At 75.0% G+C, this 13,421-nt stretch carries 16 protein-coding genes and 1 tRNA gene; 9 read left to right on the top strand and 8 right to left on the bottom strand.

The window, feature by feature from the left end; translation table 11 throughout:
• Positions 1-40 precede the first annotated feature (40 nt).
• Both FB00_RS03405 and FB00_RS03400 read left to right on the top strand, forming a co-directional pair.
• The gene (locus FB00_RS03405) at positions 41-640 is read left to right on the top strand and encodes a DUF305 domain-containing protein (RefSeq protein ID WP_047231434.1); all 600 of its coding nucleotides are present in this window, start codon (positions 41-43) and stop codon (positions 638-640) included.
• Between the two features lie 98 nt (positions 641-738).
• On the top strand, positions 739-1,347 hold the full coding sequence (locus FB00_RS03400; RefSeq protein WP_047231433.1) for an alpha/beta family hydrolase: 609 nt from the start codon (positions 739-741) through the stop codon (positions 1,345-1,347).
• 7 nt (positions 1,348-1,354) lie between these two features.
• On the opposite strand, the gene FB00_RS03395 is transcribed toward FB00_RS03400, so the two are convergent.
• Complete coding sequence (locus FB00_RS03395; RefSeq protein ID WP_047231432.1) at positions 1,355-1,897, bottom strand: rRNA adenine N(6)-methyltransferase family protein; 543 nt, start codon at positions 1,895-1,897, stop codon at positions 1,355-1,357.
• A 158-nt stretch (positions 1,898-2,055) separates the two neighbouring features.
• Here FB00_RS03395 and FB00_RS20900 point away from each other — a divergent pair, with 158 nt between their 5' ends.
• On the top strand, positions 2,056-2,805 hold the full coding sequence (locus FB00_RS20900; RefSeq protein ID WP_156186284.1) for a hypothetical protein: 750 nt from the start codon (positions 2,056-2,058) through the stop codon (positions 2,803-2,805).
• Positions 2,806-2,809: 4 nt separating this feature from the next.
• Here FB00_RS20900 and FB00_RS03385 read toward each other — a convergent pair whose 3' ends face one another.
• The 4 genes from FB00_RS03385 to FB00_RS20895 form a co-directional block, all read right to left on the bottom strand.
• Positions 2,810-3,016 carry a hypothetical protein gene (locus FB00_RS03385; protein ID WP_047231431.1) on the bottom strand — a complete coding sequence of 69 codons (207 nt, stop codon included), beginning with the start codon at positions 3,014-3,016 and terminating at the stop codon, positions 2,810-2,812.
• Positions 3,017-3,361: 345 nt separating this feature from the next.
• A tRNA-Thr gene (locus tag FB00_RS03380) sits at positions 3,362-3,434 on the bottom strand.
• Between the two features lie 112 nt (positions 3,435-3,546).
• Positions 3,547-5,094, bottom strand: coding sequence for an alpha/beta hydrolase (locus FB00_RS03375; RefSeq protein ID WP_047231631.1), 1,548 nt, complete (start codon positions 5,092-5,094; stop codon positions 3,547-3,549).
• Positions 5,095-5,184: 90 nt separating this feature from the next.
• Positions 5,185-5,778 carry a hypothetical protein gene (locus FB00_RS20895; RefSeq protein ID WP_156186283.1) on the bottom strand — a complete coding sequence of 198 codons (594 nt, stop codon included), beginning with the start codon at positions 5,776-5,778 and terminating at the stop codon, positions 5,185-5,187.
• 126 nt (positions 5,779-5,904) lie between these two features.
• On the opposite strand from FB00_RS20895, the gene FB00_RS03365 reads away from it, so the two are divergent.
• The 3 genes from FB00_RS03365 to FB00_RS03355 all read left to right on the top strand — a co-directional run bounded on the left by FB00_RS03365 (position 5,905) and on the right by FB00_RS03355 (position 8,736).
• Positions 5,905-7,149 (top strand): low temperature requirement protein A, encoded by a 1,245-nt coding sequence (locus FB00_RS03365; protein ID WP_047231430.1) that lies wholly within the window; start codon positions 5,905-5,907, stop codon positions 7,147-7,149.
• A 150-nt stretch (positions 7,150-7,299) separates the two neighbouring features.
• On the top strand, positions 7,300-7,674 hold the full coding sequence (locus FB00_RS03360) for an SHOCT domain-containing protein (protein ID WP_047231429.1): 375 nt from the start codon (positions 7,300-7,302) through the stop codon (positions 7,672-7,674).
• Between the two features lie 72 nt (positions 7,675-7,746).
• Entirely contained in the window at positions 7,747-8,736 is a 990-nt protein-coding gene (locus tag FB00_RS03355) for a TIGR03557 family F420-dependent LLM class oxidoreductase (protein WP_047231428.1), read from the top strand.
• A 7-nt stretch (positions 8,737-8,743) separates the two neighbouring features.
• Here FB00_RS03355 and FB00_RS03350 read toward each other — a convergent pair whose 3' ends face one another.
• Positions 8,744-9,640, bottom strand: coding sequence for an NAD-dependent epimerase/dehydratase family protein (locus FB00_RS03350; RefSeq protein WP_047231427.1), 897 nt, complete (start codon positions 9,638-9,640; stop codon positions 8,744-8,746).
• Positions 9,641-9,742: 102 nt separating this feature from the next.
• On the opposite strand from FB00_RS03350, the gene FB00_RS22615 reads away from it, so the two are divergent.
• Together FB00_RS22615 and FB00_RS03340 are read left to right on the top strand one after the other, a co-directional pair.
• Positions 9,743-10,174 carry a winged helix-turn-helix transcriptional regulator gene (locus FB00_RS22615; RefSeq protein WP_082140935.1) on the top strand — a complete coding sequence of 144 codons (432 nt, stop codon included), beginning with the start codon at positions 9,743-9,745 and terminating at the stop codon, positions 10,172-10,174.
• Positions 10,171-10,707 carry a hypothetical protein gene (locus FB00_RS03340; RefSeq protein WP_047231426.1) on the top strand — a complete coding sequence of 179 codons (537 nt, stop codon included), beginning with the start codon at positions 10,171-10,173 and terminating at the stop codon, positions 10,705-10,707. The genes FB00_RS22615 and FB00_RS03340 overlap by 4 nt, the downstream gene beginning before the upstream one ends.
• Positions 10,708-10,747: 40 nt before the next feature.
• Here the strand turns inward: FB00_RS03340 and FB00_RS03335 are convergent, their stop codons facing one another.
• Both FB00_RS03335 and tmk read right to left on the bottom strand, forming a co-directional pair.
• A complete protein-coding gene (locus FB00_RS03335; RefSeq protein WP_047231425.1) occupies positions 10,748-11,884 on the bottom strand; it encodes a DNA polymerase III subunit delta' in 1,137 nt (378 codons plus the stop codon).
• Positions 11,881-12,648, bottom strand: coding sequence for a dTMP kinase (gene tmk / locus FB00_RS03330; RefSeq protein ID WP_082140980.1), 768 nt, complete (start codon positions 12,646-12,648; stop codon positions 11,881-11,883). The genes FB00_RS03335 and tmk overlap by 4 nt, the downstream gene beginning before the upstream one ends.
• Positions 12,649-12,706: 58 nt before the next feature.
• Between tmk and FB00_RS03325 the strand changes: the two genes are divergently transcribed.
• Complete coding sequence (locus tag FB00_RS03325; protein WP_047231424.1) at positions 12,707-13,417, top strand: HAD-IA family hydrolase; 711 nt, start codon at positions 12,707-12,709, stop codon at positions 13,415-13,417.
• Positions 13,418-13,421 lie beyond the last annotated feature (4 nt).

Genomic DNA, 13,421 nt, shown 5'->3' with positions numbered 1-13,421 from the left:
CCGACGTGCGCCCGCTGCACCCCACGAACGGAGATCGACCATGATACGCACCGCCCGCACGACCCTCGCCGCGCTCGCGCTCGGCACGACGCTCGTCCTCGCCGGCTGCTCCGACGCCGGCACGGGCGACCACGACGAGCACCCCGCAGCAGGCTCGTCGAGCGAGACGTCCGCGGGCGTCACGACGGCGTCCGACGCCGACGTGATGTTCGCCCAGATGATGATCCCGCACCACGAGCAGGCCGTGGAGATGTCCGCGATCGTGCTCGCGAAGGACGGCGTCGACGAGCGCGTCGTCGCGCTCGCGGAGCAGATCGAGGCGGCCCAGGCCCCCGAGGTCGAGCAGATGACCGCGATGCTCGACCGCTGGGGCGCCGACCCGTCCGGCGGCGACCACGGCGGCCACATGGACGGCATGCTCGACGACGAGGCGCTCGCCGCGCTCGAGGCGGCGCCCGCCGAGGAGGCCCAGCGCCTGTTCCTCGAGGGCATGGTCGAGCACCACGAGGGCGCCGTCGCGATGGCGCAGGACGTGCTCGCCGAGGGCGAGGACCCCGAGGTGCGCGCCCTCGCGGAGGAGATCGTCGCGACGCAGCAGGAGGAGATCGACACGATGCGGGGGCTCCTCGCCGAGCTCTGACCCGCCGAGCACGACGTGGGCGTCGCTCTGAGCGTCGTCGCGACGCCCACGTCGTGCTCGACCAGGAGGAACGTCGTGCTCGCTGCGAGACTGGGCGGGTGACCACGCCGACCCCCGCCGACCGGCCCGTCGCCGGCGTCCTGCTCACGCCGGGCGCCGGCGCGAGCCGCGACCACCGCGCGCTCGTCGCGATCGACGACGCGCTCGCCGCGCTCGACCCGCCCCTGCCCGTGCGCCGCGTCGACTTCCCGTACCGGACCGCGGGCAAGCGGATGCCCGACCGTCCGCCCGTCGCGATCGCCCACGTGCGCGCCGAGGCGGAGGCGTTCGCCGCCGAGCTCGGCACGACGACGGACCACCTCGTGCTCGGCGGCCGCTCGTACGGCGGGCGCATGTGCTCGATGGCCGTGGCCGAGGGTCTGCCCGCCGCAGGGCTCGCGCTGGTCAGCTACCCGCTGCACCCGCCGGGCAAGCCCGAGCGCCTGCGCACCGAGCACTTCCCCGACCTCCGCGTGCCCGTGCTCCTCGTGTCGGGGCGCACGGACCCGTTCGCGACGCCGGACGAGCTCACCGAGCACACCGCCGCGATCCCCGGCCCGGTCACGCGCGTCGAGCTGCCGGGCGCGCACGACCTCAAGGGCCAGGACGCCGCGGTGTGCGAGGCGATCGTCACGTGGCTCGGGACGCTCGGCCGACCGAACCCGTAGGCGCACCTCAGCGCCGCCCTCGCCGGACGCGGAGCACGACCGCGTCGACACGCGGCGGCGGCCGGAACGCCGAGCGCGGCACGGGCCGCCCGACCTCGACGGCCCAGCCCCGCGCGGCGCGGCCCGCCGTGCCCTCGCCCGCGGCGATGCGCCGCGCGGCCTGCCGCTGCACGACGACGTCCGCCGCCACGAGCGCCGATCCCCGGGCGAGCACGCGGGCGAGCAGGGGCGACGTCAGCCCGAACGGCGGGTTCGCGACGACGCGGAACGGGCGCCGCGGCAGGCGCAGGTCGGCGAGGTCGACCTCCAGGACCGTCACGTCCGCACCGGCGAAACGCTCGCGCAGGGTGCGGGCGCGGCGCGGGTGCAGCTCGACGGCGAGGACGCGCGCGCCCGCGGCCACGAGGTGCCGCGTGAGGGCCCCGTCCCCCGCCCCGAGGTCGAGGACGAGCTGACCGGGGCGAACCCCGGCGTCGTCGACCACGCGCGCGGCGTGCTCAGCGGTGAGCGGGTGCCATCCCCACTCGCGCCGCGAGGCCGGCCCGGCCACGACGCACCATCGTCACGAAGAACATGGCGGCCACGCTAGGACGGCACGAGCGTCGTCGTCGAGCGATTTGTCCGGGCTCACGACAGGCCTTTCCGACGGCGAGCCAGGTTTGCGTACGATGTGCCGCGGACCACGCCCGAGCCGACCCGGAGGTGATGATGCGCGCCGCTGGCCGACTGCTCGCGCTCGCGACGCTGGGGGTCGTCACGGCGGCGCTCGCCGCGTCGCCGGCGGTGGCCGACGACCGCGACGGCGGCGGCGGTCTCACCGTCACCGTCGACTCCGTGTCCTTCGACGCGAGCCGGCTGCGCGACTCCTCAGGGTGGCTCGGGTACATCGTCACGGCCCCTGACGGGTCGCACGCGCGCAACCTCGGCGACCGGTACTCGCGGGAGGACGCGGCCGACGGCGTCCTGGAGCTCGACGTCCCGCAGCGCGGGCCGTACGGCGACGGGTACTGCGTCAGCTGGGTCCTCGTGACGGGTATCGACCGGCAGTTCGCCGGGTGGAACGGCGACACCGCCGTCTGCACGACCGCCGCCACGCCCCCGCCGACGACCCCGCCCCCTGCTCCCGCGACGGAGGCCCCGGTCGAGGCGCCGGTGGTCGAGGCGCCGGAGCCGGTCGTCGATGCACCCGTCGAGACGGCAGAGGCGCCCGAGCCGGAGGTCACCGAGGAGCCGACGCAGGAGCCGACGACCGAGGCGCCCGTCGAGCCCACCCCCACCGAGACCCCCACGACGCCCCGGCCGGAGCCGTCGCGCGCGCCGCTGACGTCCGCCGCGGAGCGCATGGCGCCTCCCCCACCCGCGGAGGAGACGTTCCCGACGCTCGCCGTGGTCGGCGTCGGCGGGCTCGTCGCCGCCGCCGCGGGGGGCGCGATCCTGCTGCTGCGCCGCGTCGGCTGAGCCCTCAGCGCGTGCGCGGCGCGGCGCCCCTGGCCGCGCGACGCTGCCACCGCACCAGCTCGTCGACGTCCCCCGCCGTGTAGTCCGGGTCCGACGGGTCGTGCGCCGCGACGGCGGGGCGCGGGAATCGTGCGGCGCGCGCGTTCAGCGGACGGGCGGCGCGCGGGGTCGGTGTGTCGGTCTCGCGGAGGGTCGCCGGGCTCTCGACCATCGTGGGCCTCGTCTCGTCGGGTGGCATCGGCACGAGCCAAGCCCGGGAACGCGTCCGGCCGGTGACGAGAGTCCGTCCAGCAGACGAACAGTCGGCGGAGCCCTGGCGGTTGCGCGGGCTCGCCACCGGGCGGCAACAAGCCGGGCTCGTCTCCGGCCTGACGGCGCCCGGCCGACGCGACCCGTGCCGACCGGATGTCCTTCAGAGGTGCGGTGCTGCCGCAGGACGCGCGGCGACGAACAGCGACGGGAGGGTCACCCGGCACGGCGAGCCGGACGACGCACCACCTCCTGGGAACGACGAAGCCCTGACCAGCGCTTCCGCTGGTCAGGGCTTCGGTGTCGGAGCCGCCTAAGGGAATCGAACCCTTGACCTATTCATTACGAGTGAATCGCTCTGCCGACTGAGCTAAGGCGGCGTGCTACGTCCCGGTCCGCTCCGCGAACCGCTGGCAACGAGCGCCTACTGTACCCAACGACCGGGCCAGATTCCAAAGCGGCCCCGTGGCCCGCCGTCGGACGCTCCCCGGGTCAGCAGCGCAGCCCGTCCTCGGGCACCGTCCCGTCCACCAGATAGTCGTCGACGGCGTCGCCCAGGCACGCGTTGGAGCGGCCGTAGGCCGTGTGGCCCTCACCCTCCCAGGTGAGCAGGACGCCCGATTCGAGCGTGTCCGCGAGGCCCTCGGCCCACACGTACGGGGTGGCGGGGTCGTTGGTCGTCCCGATGACGACGATGGGCGCGGCGCCCTCGGCGTGGAGGTCGAACTCCTGCTCCACCACCGGGTACGCCCAGCCGTCGCACGTGAGGCCGCCGAACGCGAAGAAGAAGCCCATCGTCGGCGCGGCCTCCTCGAGGCGCTCGAGCTGGGCCTGCATCGCGTCGGGGTCGTCGTCCTGGCGGCCGTCGAGGCAGTTGACCGCGCGGAACGCCTCCGACGAGTTGGTCGAGTACGTCCCGTCGGGGTTGCGGTCGTTGTAGAAGTCGGCCAGGTAGAGCAGCAGGTTGCCCGTCCCCTCCTCGAACGCCTCCGTGAGCGCCTGCGTGAGCACGGGCCAGCTCTGGTCGTTGTAGAGGGTGACGGCGACGCCGTAGAAGCCGAGCGTCTGCGTCACCCGGCGCTCGCTGTCCGTCGGCAGCGGGTTCGCCTTCGCCGCGTCGAGGAGCGAGCGGATCTGGCGCATCCCCGCGTCGGCGTCCCCGCGCAGCGGGCAGTCGGCGCCGGCCTGGCAGTCCTCGACGTACGCGCGCAGGGCGTTCTCGAAGCCGACCGCCTGCTGCTCGGAGATCGTGTCGGGGTCGAGCGACGTGTCGATCGCGCCGTCGAGCACGAGGCGCCCGACCTTGTCCGGGAACAGCCCCGCATAGGTGGCGCCGAGCTGCGTGCCGTAGGAGTAGCCGAGGTAGGCGAGCTTCTCGTCGCCGAGGACGGCGCGCAGCATGTCCATGTCCCGCGCGGCGCTCTGCGTGTCGACCTGGCCGAGCAGGTCGCCCGTGTTCTCGGCGCACGCCTCGGCCCAGGCGCGGCGGTCCTCCGCGAGCGCCTCGAGCCCCGCCTCGTCGGTGTCGAAGTCGCGGGACAGGGACTCGTCCTTCGCCGCGTCGTCGAGGCACTCGACGGGCGCGGACTGGCCGACGCCGCGCGGGTCGAACCCGACGAGGTCGTAGGCAGCGGTGACGCGCTCGCCGACCGTCGGGGCGAGGCTCGTGATGAAGTCGATCCCGGAGGCCCCGGGCCCGCCCGGGTTGGTGAGGAGCGAGCCGATGCGCTCCCCCGTCGCAGGCTGCCGCTTCACCGCGAGCTCGATCTCGCCCGCCGCCGGGTCCTGCCAGGAGAGCGGGGCGCGCGCCGTCGCGCACTCCCAGCCCGCGCCGCAGTCCTCCCAGGCGAGACTTTGGCCGTAGAACTCCTCGAAGCCCTCGGGACCGGTCTCGCCCGTGCCGGACGCGGAGGTCGCGACGTCGTCCACAGGGGTCTGCTGCTTCGGAGGCACCGAGCACGCGCCGAGGACGAGGGCCAGCACGAGGGTCGCGGCGGCGACCAGGGGACGTCGAGCAGCGCGGGAGGGGGGCGTCGTCACCCGCACACGGTAGCCGCTCCGCGGGTGCACGCAGGTCGGTCCCGCCGGGGCGGGACCGTCCTTTCACGCGCTCTTCACCGCAGGGACCGGCTACTCCTCGACCCAGGCCGACTCGCCGGTCGTACCGTCCGCCGCGGGCGGGACGACGACCGTCCCGCGGTCGCCCAGGACGACGCTCACCTCGCCGCTCGCATCCACGTCGTCGGGCACCCCGACCACGGAGGTAGCGGGCACGTAGTCCATCGTGCACGGCGTGTCCGGGGCGATCTCGACGAACGTCACGACGACGTCGCCGCCCTGGACCTCGGCCTCGTCCTCCGCGAGCACGGGGCACGTGCTCGACCCGTACGTCACGACGAACAGCAGCCCCGGCTCCGCGCTCCACGCGGCGCCCGTCCCGCCCTCGGTCGGCGCGTCGACCCCGGGCGGCAGGCCCGTGCCGTGCGCGCCCGCCACGACGTCCATCGTCCCGGCGTCGGGCAGACCCTCCTCCTCGGACGCGTCGTCCGACGGCTCCTCGGACGCGTCCTCACCGGGCTCGGTGGACTCCTCGGACGCGGACGGGTCGTCGCCGCCGCCGTCGGTCTCGGAGGCACACGCCCCCAGGAGGCCGACCGCGAGGACGAGCGAGACCGCGGATGCGGCACGAGCCGACCGGGAGACGGGGCGGCGGACGGGAACCATGAGCACTCCTCGGTCGACGACGGGTGGCGCGACCATCGTGGTCCCTGGGGGGCGGTCGTGCGCGGCGAACCGCGACGCGCCGGACGATCGTGACCCGACGGTGACCCGGGATGGGAGCATCCCAGCATGGACGCTCCGCTCACCACGCCCGGCACCGGGCGGCCCCCGCTGCCCTGGGGCCTGCGCACCGACCTCCGGCGGCACGGCGACGGCGGCGACTCGAGCCGCGTCGGCTACGTCGAGCTCTTCTTCGACCTCGTGTTCGTCTTCGCGGTCACGCAGCTCTCGCACGGCCTCATCGCGCACCCGGGGGCCGACACGCTCGCGCACACGCTCGTCCTGGGCGTGGCGGTGTGGTGGGTGTGGGTCTTCACGATGTGGACGACGAACTGGCTCGACCCCGAGCGTGTTCCCGTGCGGACGATGCTCGTCGTCCTCATGCTGCTCGGCCTCGTGCTCGCGAGCGCCATCCCCGAGGCGTTCGGCGACAAGGCCCTGCTGTTCGCGGTGATGCTCGTGACGATGCAGGTGGGGCGCAGCGCGTTCGTCCTGGTCGCCCTGGGCCGGGTCTGGCCGGAGAACGCGGTGAACTTCGTCCGCATCACCACGTGGTTCGTCGTCTCGGGAAGCCTGTGGATCGCGGGTGCGGTCGCCGAGGAGCACCGGCTCGCGCTGTGGGCGGTCGCGTGCGCGATCGACCTGGCGGGACCGCGCGCGATGTTCTGGCTCCCCTGGCTCGGCGCGTCGCGCGCGAGCACGTGGGTCGTGCGGGGCGAGCACATGGCCGAGCGCGTGAGCCTGTTCGTCATCATCTGCCTGGGCGAGTCGATCATCGTCACGGGTGCCGCGTTCGCGGAGCTGCCCCTCGACGCGACGACCGTCTCCGCGTTCTGCTCGGCGTTCGCGAGCACGGTGCTCATGTGGCTGCTCTTCTTCGACCGCTCGGAGCGGCGCGCGACCGAGTACTTCACGTCGCGCGACGAGCGCGGCATGGTGGCGCAGACGGCGTACACGTACGTGCCGTTCGTCATCGTCGCGGGGATCGTGCTCACCGCCGTGGCGGACGAGCTGGTCCTGCTGCACCCGCTGGGTCACGACGACGCGGGCCACGCCGACGCGTGGACCGCCGCGCTCGTGTGCGGGGCGGCGGCGACCTACCTGGTCGGCAACGCGCTGTTCCGCCGCGCGGCGGGCGGGCGGTGGTCGCTCCCGCACCTGGCGGGGGCCGCCGCGGTCGCCGCGCTCTTCGGCACGCACGCATGGCTGACGCCCCTCGCCCTCAACTGGACCACGGACGCCATCCTCCTCGCCGTCATCGTCGGCGACGTCGTGCGGGCGAGGAGCCGGGAGGCGGTGCCGGACCCGGGGTGATCCGCACCGAGAGACGAGGTACGGCACCTTCGCGCGCTTCACCCGGCTTTCGCCGGGCGCGAACCACCCATCGTCGCTAGGTTCGCCCTGTTGGTGCGCGGCAGCCGGCCGTGCTCCGGGTACGGGGATCCGTCGAGAAAGGGCGCGACCGTGGACTTCTGGGACTTCTTCTGGCTCCTCGTCTGGAGCTTCTTCTTCATCGCCTACCTCATCGTGCTCTTCCAGATCATCGCGGACCTGTTCCGTGACCGGGAGCTCTCGGGCTGGTGGAAGGCCGTGTGGATCATCTTCCTCATCTTCCTGCCGATCCTGACGTCGCTCGTCTACCTCATCGCCCGCGGGCGCGGGATGGCGGAGCGGCAGGCGGCCGCCGTCGTCCAGGCGAAGCAGGACACCGACGCGTACATCCGCCAGGTCGCGAACACCTCGCCGGCCGAGCAGATCACGCACGCCAAGTCGCTCCTGGACTCCGGGGCGATCACGCCCGAGGAGTTCGCGCAGCTCAAGGCGAAGGCGCTCGCCTGACCGACCTCGCGTGACCGGACGGGCCGGTCGCACCCGCGTGCGGGTGCGGCCGGCCCGTCCCACGATCGAGGGATGACCCGCTTCGGCTACACCCTCATGACCGAGCAGTCCGGCCCGCGCGCGCTCGTCGAGCACGCGGTCGACGCGGAACGCGTCGGCTTCGAGTTCGAGGTGATGAGCGACCACTACTTCCCGTGGCTCGACGCCCAGGGCCACTCCCCCTACGCCTGGTCCGTGCTCGGCGCCGTCGCCCAGGCGACGGAGCGCGTCGGGCTCATGACGTACGTGACCTGTCCCCTGCTGCGCTACCACCCGGCCGTGGTCGCGCAGAAGGCCGCGACGGTCGCCCTCCTCTCCGACGACCGCTTCACGCTCGGCCTCGGCGCCGGGGAGAACCTCAACGAGCACGTCGCGGGCGAGCGCTGGCCCGCGGTCGGCGAGCGGCACGACATGCTCGAGGAGGCCGTGGAGATCATCCGGTCCCTGCTCGACGGCGAGCGCCTCACGTTCGAGGGCGTGCACTACCGCGTCGACTCCGCGCGGCTCTGGGACCTCCCCGACGAGACCGTGGAGATCGGCGTCGCCGTGTCCGGCCCGCAGTCGATCGAGCGGTTCGCCCCGCTGGCCGACCACCTCGTGACCACCGAGCCCGACGCCGACGTCGTCGAGCGGTGGTCGGGGGTCCGGGACCGTGCGGACCTCGCGCCGTCGCGCGTCGTCGGGCAGATGCCGATCTGCTGGGACCCCGACGAGGACGTCGCGGTGGCCCGCGCGCACGAGCAGTTCCGCTGGTTCGGGGGCGGCTGGCACGTGAACGCCGACCTGCCCACGACCGAGGCGTTCGAGGCCGCGAGCCAGTTCGTCCGGCCCGAGGACGTCGCGGAGTCGATCCCGTGCGGCCCGGACCTCGACCAGATCGTCGAGGCGGCGTCCGCGTGGTGGGAGGCGGGGTTCACCGACCTCGCGCTCGTCCAGGTGGGCGAGGTCGGGCAGCGCGAGTTCCTCGCGGACGCCGCGGGGCCGCTGCTGGAGAAGCTCCGCGCGGCGGCCCCGGCGACGTGAGCGGACGTCAGGCGCGCGCCGCGGCCTCGGGCACGTAGGAGCCGCTCTCCAGCTCCTCGACCAGCGACCCACGGACCGGGGTCCAGCCGAGCTCGGCCGCCCGGACGGCACGCGTCGCCTGGTCCAGCAGCAGCGCGTCCGCGAAGGGCGCCCCGAACCGCTCGCGGGTCGCCTCGACGGACTGCGGCACGACGACTCCGCCCAGCCCTGCGGCCCGGCTCGCCGCCTCGGTGAGCGCCCGGACCGTGGGGTGCTCCGCCGTCGTGCCGAGCAGGTGGCCGCGGGCGCCGTGCTCCAGCGCGAGCGCGTAGAGCACCGCGAGGTCGTCGACGTGCACGACCGACCAGTGCTGCGCGCCGTCGCCGACGAGCGCGAGACCCGGTCCGTCCGGTCCGTCCACGCGCGGCGCCCCCGAGACGAGCGCGGGGATGCCGCGACCGTCCCCGTAGACGACGCCGGGCGCGACGACCGACGCGACGACGTCCTGGGCGAGCAGCAGCTCCTCCACGGCGACGCGCCACGCGACGATCGCGGGCGGGTCGGTCGGCGAGGTCTCCGTCGCCGACCCGCCGCCCCACTTCCACACCCCGCTCGTGTGCACGAACGGCCTGGTCGTCCCTCCGAACGCGCGCGTGACCGCCTCGACGACCGCCCGGTCGAGGGCCTCGCTCGTCCCGTCCCCGGGTGCGGCGGCGTGGATCGCGCCCTCGGCCCGGTCGAGGACGGCGACGAGCGCGTCGACGTCGTACGCGTCCATCTGGACGGGGGTCGCCCCGGCCGCGGCGACGGCCGCGGCGGACGCCTCGGACCGCACGAGCGCGGTCACCTCGTGCCCGCGGCCGCGCAGCTCGCGCAGCACGGCCGACCCGACGAACCCGGTCCCCCCGGTGAGCAGCACCTGCATGTCGTACCTCCCGTGTCGTGGCCGGTCGGCGACCGGTCCGGACGGCACGGTATCTCTCAGGTACTGGTGACTTCACCGTGCCATACTTCCCCGGTGGATACCATGGCGAGCCCGCCGCGCGGCGACGCCGCCGCCCGCGTCTCGCGGAGCGGACCCGACGGTGGTTCCGACGGCGCACCCGACGTGTTCTCCGCCGACTGCCCGAGCAGGCTCGTCGTCGAGCGCATCGGCGACAAGTGGACGCTCCTCGTCTTCATGGCCCTGCGCCGGCGCGTCCTGCGCTTCGGAGAGCTGCGCGACCTCGTCGGCGTCGTCACGCCCAAGGTCCTGACCCAGACGCTGCGCTCGCTGGAGCGTGACGGCCTGGTCCAGCGCACGGTCTACGCCGAGGTGCCGCCGCGCGTCGAGTACGCGCTCACCGACCTCGGCCGGTCGCTCCTCGGCCCCATCGACGCGATCCGTGCCTGGTCGGAGGAGAACGGCGAGCGCATCGCCGCGTCCCGCGCCGCCGCGAGCGACCGGACCGGGGCGTGAACGCCCGCCGTCGGACCCGACCCCCGCGTCCGCGCCGGCAACCACCGCGCGACCCTCCCCTGCGCTGGTGGTCGGGACTCCTGCTCGCGGCGGTCCCGCTGGGGATCGGCGCCCTCCTGCTCCGCGCGTCGTGGGACGACCTCGCCGAGGGCGAGGAGGTCGTGCCCGCCGTGCTGGTGCTCGCGTTCCTGCTCGCGTTCGCGGTCGGTGCCGTGTCGTTGACCGTGCCCCGACGCCTCGGCGAGCGCCTCTACGCGGTCGCGAAGGTCCTTCTCACGGGCACGGTCACCGTCTTCTTCGGCTGGCTCGTGATCGGCGGCCTGCTCGTCCCGGAGCTCGTCGCCACGGGCTCGGGCAGCGGCCGCGCCCCGAGCACGCCCCTGGCCGCGCGGATCACCGCGGTGATCGCCCTGGTCGCGTTCGGGGGTGTCGCCGTCCAGGCGCTCGTCGACCGTCGGCGACGCCGGCGCCGGGGCGGCGGCGGTCGCGCGCCGCTCGGGAGCGGGATGTTCTCCCGGGGGCGCCGCCGCTGAGGGCGGGTCGGCCCTGCGGGCAGGGGCGGCCGTGCGCGCGTCAGCCCTGAGGACGCAGCGCGATGACCATCGCCTCGACCGCGAGCAGCGGCGCGACGTTGCCCTCCAGCCGCTCGCGCGCGACGCCGATCGCGTCCATCCGCCGCACGGTCTGCTCCGGCGTGGAGTCCTCGGCGAGCGTGCGCACCGCCTCCGCGAGCTCGACGTTGACGAGCTCGACCTCCGCCCCGAGCTGCACGACGAGCACGTCGCGGTAGAGGGACAGCAGGTCGACCATCGCGCGGTCGAGCACGTCGCGCTGGTGCCGGGTCGCGCGCCGCTTCTGGTCGGCCTCGAGGTCGCGGAGCTGGGACCGCAGGCGGGGCGGGAGGGTCTCGCCGTCGGCGACGCCGAGCGCGCGCAGCAGCTCCGCCTTCTCGGCCGCGTCGCGCTCCTCCGTCGCCGCCTTCGCCTCGGCCTGCGCGAGGTCCACGAGCTCGCCCGCGGCGAGCACGGCGTCGCCCACGCCGCGGACCCGGCGCGCGAGCGAGAGCACCGACGTCCGCCGGTCCCGGGCTCCGGCGTCGCGGGCCAGCCGGCGTGCGAGCCCGATGTGGCTCTGCGCCGCGCGGGCGGCGACGAGCGCGACGTGCTCGTCCACGCCGTCGCGCTGGACCAGCAGCCCGGCCACGGCCTCGACCGGGGGCACGCGGAGCACGACGCCACGGCACCGGGAGCGGATCGTCACGAGCACGTCCTGCGGGCTCGGCGCGCAGAGGATCCACACCGTGTGGGGCGCGGGCTCCTCGATCGCCTTGAGCAGCACGTTCGTCGTGCGCTCCGCCATGCGGTCGGCGTCCTCGACGACGATCACGCGGCGCCGGCCCTGCGACGGGCTGCGGCTCGCGACCGTCACGAGGTCGCGCACCTCGTCGATCTTGATGGTGACGAGCTCGGTCGCGACGAGCGTCACGTCGGGGTGCGTCCCGGCGAGCGTCGTGCGGCACGCCTGGCAGTGCCCGCACCCGCCCTGCTCGCACTGGAGCGCGGCGGCGAACGCGCGCGCGGCGTTCGAGCGGCCGGAGCCGGGCGGGCCGGTGAGCAGCCACGCGTGCGTCATCGCGGCGGGGTCGGTCGCGGCGGCGCGGAGCACCTCGACGGCCTGCTCCTGGCCGACGACGTCGTCCCAGACGGTCACGCGGCCCCGCTCCCCGTGGCCGGCCCGGCGGCGGCACCCGGCCCGAGGCCGAGACCCGGGGTGTACCCGATCGCGCTGTCGGTGTCGTCGAAGCCGTCGTCGGGCTCGGCCGCGATCGTGTCCTCCGCCTCCTCCACGACCGGCGTGAGCTCGAGCCGCGCGGCGACGTCGACCCGGATCTGCGCCTGGAGGTCGTCGATCGAGGCCGTGGCGTCGAGCACGACCCAGCGCTCCGGGTCCGCCGCCGCGCGCGCGAGGAACGCCTCCCGCGTGCGGCGGTGGAACTCCGCCCCGGCGCGCTCCAGGCGGTCGTGCTGCCGCCGGATCCGCGCGGAGGCCGCTGCCGGGTCGAGGTCGAGCAGGATCGTGACGTCCGGCATGAGGTCTTGCACGGCCCAGCGCGAGATGAGCTCGACCTCGTCCGCGCCGAGCTCGCGCCCGCCCGCCTGGTACGCGACCGACGAGTCGAGGTAGCGGTCCGTGACGACGATCGCACCCCGCTCGAGCGCGGGGCGCACGAGGCTCGCGACGTGGTGCGCGCGGTCCGCGGCGTAGATGAGCGCCTCGGTGCGCGGGTCCATGTCCTGCCCGTGGAGCACCGCCGCCCGCAGCTCCTTGCCGAGCTCGGTGCCGCCGGGCTCGCGCGTCAGCACGACCTCGCGCCCCGTGAGCTCGCCGAGCCACTGCCCGAGAAGGCGCGACTGGGTGGACTTGCCGACGCCGTCGCCGCCCTCGAAGGAGATGAAGTACCCGGGTGCGCTCACGGCGTCCACCCTATCCGCGGCGTCGGACACGGGTGCGGCCGCGGGCTAGCCTCGGGGCATGCCCGACCCCGCCACCGCGCCCCGCTCCCTGCCCACCCCCGGCGTCGCGTTCGCCGGACGCACGTTCGACGCCGTCCTGTTCGACATGGACGGCACGCTCATCGACTCCGTCCCGGCGGTCGACCGCAACTGGCGGCGCTGGGCCGCGGAGCACGGCCTGCCCGACCCCGAGGAGTTCCAGATCCAGCACGGCACCCCGGCGCGCGCGCTCATCGCCGAGCTCCTGCCGGAGGACCGGGTCGAGCCGGCCTACGAGCGCATCCACGCGCTCGAGCTCGAGGACAACGAGGGCGTGACGATCCTGCCCGGCACGCGGGACGCGCTGGCCGTCCTCCCGCCCGGACGGCAGGCGATCGTCACGTCCTGCACGCGCCCGCTCGCCGCGGCGCGCATGGCGGCGTCGGGCCTCGACGCGCCGTCGGTCGTGGTGACGGCCGACGACGTCGCGCGCGGCAAGCCCGACCCGGACCCGTTCCTGCTCGGCGCGGAGCGCCTCGGCGTGGACCCGGCACGGTGCCTCGTCGTCGAGGACGCCCCCGCGGGGATCGCCGCGGCGCGCGCGGCGGGCTGCGCGACCCTCGCCGTGACGGGCACCCACTCGGCCGCCGAGCTCGCGGAGTCCTCCCCCGCGCCCGACGCCCTGGCGACGGGGCTGGCGGCGGTCCGCTTCGTCGTCGGTCCCGACGGCGTCCGCGTCACCGACGCCTGACTCT

It is taken from the genome of Cellulosimicrobium funkei (assembly GCF_001019615.1).
GTDB classification, from domain to species: Bacteria; Actinomycetota; Actinomycetes; order Actinomycetales; family Cellulomonadaceae; genus Cellulosimicrobium; species Cellulosimicrobium cellulans_E.
This window is presented reverse-complemented; position numbering and strand designations above follow the sequence as displayed.